Source organism: Photobacterium sp. GB-56 (genome assembly GCF_003026105.1).
Classification (GTDB): domain Bacteria; phylum Pseudomonadota; class Gammaproteobacteria; order Enterobacterales; family Vibrionaceae; genus Photobacterium.
On the sequence record NZ_PYNW01000038.1, the window covers coordinates 1 to 3003 of the forward strand.

2 protein-coding genes are annotated in these 3003 nt (G+C 33.4%); both read left to right on the forward strand.

Annotated features, from left to right (window positions below; translation table 11 throughout):
- Window positions 1-409 precede the first annotated feature (409 nt).
- Window positions 410-1792 carry an AAA family ATPase gene (locus C9J42_RS21140; RefSeq protein WP_107302295.1) on the forward strand — a complete coding sequence of 461 codons (1383 nt, stop codon included), beginning with the start codon at window positions 410-412 and terminating at the stop codon, window positions 1790-1792.
- 1 nt (window position 1793) lies between these two features.
- Window positions 1794-2732 (forward strand): DUF4435 domain-containing protein, encoded by a 939-nt coding sequence (locus C9J42_RS21145; RefSeq protein WP_107302296.1) that lies wholly within the window; start codon window positions 1794-1796, stop codon window positions 2730-2732.
- Window positions 2733-3003 lie beyond the last annotated feature (271 nt).

Here is a 3003-nt window from a genome sequence, read left to right on the forward strand (position 1 = left end):
GTCTTGGAAAGACCGTTCATATAGACGGTCTTTTTGTACCCTAAAAGGTACTTTATGGAAGAGTTATCCATACTTTTTATAATATTGACCAGTTTTGATAGGGTAAAATATCTAACACGCTTTTGCCTCTTTATCAGTTAGACCTAATACTCATTCATATCTTTTTAACGTTATTTTGGATTAGTTTTTGTAGGTAATTAGGCTTATTTAATACATTTCTTACTTTACACATCCTCTCACAAAGAATTCGGTGTGAAAAATGCTATCAACCTCATGATATATATAGATTATATCGAGTATAATAAAGGTGTTTTATGAGTATGTTTTTGCACAAAAGTAAGAGTGCTTATTCATATACTGTTAGGCGTCTTAACCAAATTCTGATTTTTACAATTCAAAAGGATACAAATTGAAAACTACAAATATAGATTACATAAAAATTGATAAACTATACGGACACAAAAGTTTTGACGTTAAACTAGCTGACAATCAACTTATTTTGGTTGGAGAGAATGGGTTAGGGAAAAGTACAATTATTAATATATTTTTCTATACATTAACTAGCCAATGGCCAAAATTATTAAAATATCAATTTGAAAAAATAGAAGTAAGCGTTGATGGAAGAGCTTATTCATTCACAATGAATGATGTTGTCACCGCTTGTGATGAAGTTAATGAAAATAGCAACATGCACATGTTGTTCAAGTTGAAATCTATAGGGGTAAGTGCAAAGACAGCATTCGAAAATTTTGGACCTGATATTTTTCATAAACTGAAAAATGAGCATTTCACCACGCCATCAAAAATGCGTAGGACTTTATCTGAAATCCTTCGGACTGATGTCTCTTTAGATTGCATTCCACAAAGCTTAATCGAGCTAGAGTCTGTTTTAAACTTCCATGTTTTATACTTACCAACATATAGACGTATTGAAAGGGATTTGAAACATATTTTTCCTTCTTTAGAAGATGACCTGAGAAAGTACAATAGACATCACTCTAGTTTTATTAAAAGCAGAGAACACGTTGAATTGGTTGAATTTGGAATGCAAGATGTACAATCTATGATTTCATCTAAAATGAATCAGTTAGAAAATGAGTTTAGAGCATCCTTAGAAAGTCTCACTAGTGGTTATCTCCGTGTAATACTCAGAAAAGAATACATGCAGGAAGCACAACTTCCAGTTTATCACTTTAACGATGAAGAGCTAGATTCTATTTTTGAAAAAATCGCTCGAAATGACTCTTTCTTTTCGAGTGAAGATCTTATCAATCTCAGAAAAACAGCAAATTTACTAAATCAAGGGGATCGATTATCTGACATTGATTTGTTATCCGCACACTTGATAAAAAAACTGTTGAATCTTCACAAAGAACAACTAAATAAAGAGGACAAAGTAAGAACTTTTGCAAAGCTTTCTAATAATTACCTGCGGGGCAAAAAATTTGAATTCGATAATAAAGAGTTTACATTGCCTTTGATGCCAGACTTTGAAAATGAAGATTTTGTTTTAAGTGACTCCACAGATGAAATCGATCTGAGTTTGTTATCTTCTGGTGAAAAGCAAATCGTTTCTCTTTTTGCACACATGTACCTTTCTGACTTTGAAGACTTCTTGGTTATAATCGATGAGCCAGAGCTCTCCTTATCTGTTCCATGGCAAAAAACATTATTAGAAGATATAGTTTCTACTGATAACTGTAACGGTTTAGTTGCTGTTACACACTCTCCATTCGTATATAACAATAGTTTGAAAAGTAAGGCTAAATCATTGATGGAGTTTTATTCATAAAATGGATTTTTTAGATTATTTAAATAAAGAGCTAGCTAATGAAAATATTGAGCATCACCTTTTTTTAATTGGATATAACCCTAAAAAAAGGATAGTGCACTGTTTCTTTGAAGGTAAAACAGATGAATCATTTTATGGAACTACTATAAGGCACTTAATTCCAACAGGCTACGAGCTAAAAACTTATATTTGTGGAAAAAAAGATAGTGTCTTATACCACCACGGAGAGATAGGACATAAAACATGTGATATGCAACCATTACTGTTTTTTATTGATAAAGATATCGATGATATTATCCCTGTTAAAGTTAATAAAGCTGAAACAATATATGAGACGGGCTACTACTCAATCGAAAACTATATTGTTAACAGTGAGAGCTTATGCCAGGTTTGGGCTGAAATATATAGACAATCTTCAGGTACGGGAATTTCAAATAAACTAGCCACATTATTTAGTAAAGCTCACGAGGAGTTTAATAATATTTCGAAAGAATTGATGGCTTGGGTGCTTTTTCATAGACGGAAAGGTGGTGTGCGACTTAATTTGGACTGCATCAAAACGACAGATTTATTTAACATCGATAATAACCTTAAATTACACCCAAATTACTCTTTACCTGATATGTATAACTATCTAGATGGCAAAACAAAGGTGAGTACAGAGTCAACAGAACATGGCGGTATTAAGCAGTGTTGGCAAGAGTTATCTCAATTTGAAATTAAGGAAATATCTCGAGGGCACAATGAAATGGACTTCTTTATAGCTTTTTTAAAAAAATTAAAAGAGGTTACATCAAATGTTAGCTCTGTATCCATTAAGCCATATTTAGAAATTAGTTCAACAAATGTAATCGATATAATGGGCCCTAGAATTAAACCTTGTGATTCGTTATTGGACTTTTTGGAAATCCATTTTAGCAAATTGGATGTAGCCGCCTAACAAGTTGCTCAAACGGACAAAAAACAGCTGGCTTTTGCTCGTTCTTCGCTAATTATAGCCAGCTATTTTATTGCCGCTTAGCAAAGCGTTATCCCTACTTTTCCTAATACTTACCAGCCAAAATAGAGCAAAGTGCGTAACTCGCTTTTGTCCGTGCGACCTGAAGTCGTATGAAGCGTTGTTCACCGCTTTATGAGTGAACCGTCTGTATCACCAGATGAACCTACGAGCCTGAATAAAGCAGCGGCTCGGACAATGTAACGAAACTTGG